Raw genomic sequence first — 545 nt, 5'->3', positions numbered from 1 at the left:
TTAGTCTTTCACATCTCACTTATCTCACCTCTTTCGTGCCCTTTTCGCCCAGTTATTCCTATTAACGCTCGCCGCCCCCGTATTACCGCGGCTGCTGGCACGGAGTTAGCCGGTGCTTCTTCTGTGATTAACGTCTTTGATACTCCTGTTAACCTTCATCTCTTACTTTTCACCGAAAGAACGTTACAACCGCATGCGTTCTTTTTTTTTTTTTTTTAGAGTGAGACCTAAGATATTAATAAAGGAGAAAAAATGTTGATGCAGGGTCCATACAAGGTATCTCAGGAAATGGTAGTGGAGGATGTTATTTTTTTTTTTCAGGAAGCCTGCTCCCACACTGACGACCGTAGTTGACAGAGTGGTTGGAATCGCGCCCAGCAGCTGCACGAACGCTGTCGAGATTAACGAAGGATCAAGCTGCATCAGATTCGGCCTCCTTTTCCAGTGTCCACGTCCGGTAGATTATGGAGCAGATATCGATAGGTGCTTCGCCGCTTCCGATTGAACCAGGTCGCTTCTCCGGAAAGATCGCAAGAGCGTCGTGT

The 545-nt window shown here is 47.0% G+C and carries 1 rRNA gene; it reads right to left on the bottom strand.

The window, feature by feature from the left end:
• Positions 1 to 283 (bottom strand): 16S ribosomal RNA (locus CDO73_RS27025); the annotation flags it as partial.
• Between the last annotated feature and the right edge of the window lie 262 nt (positions 284 to 545).

The sequence above is a fragment of the Saccharibacillus sp. O23 genome (assembly GCF_002205895.1).
In the GTDB taxonomy this organism is placed as follows: Bacteria; Bacillota; Bacilli; order Paenibacillales; family Paenibacillaceae; genus Saccharibacillus.
Note: the sequence above shows the minus strand (reverse complement) of the source record. Positions and strands in the feature narration are given on the sequence as shown.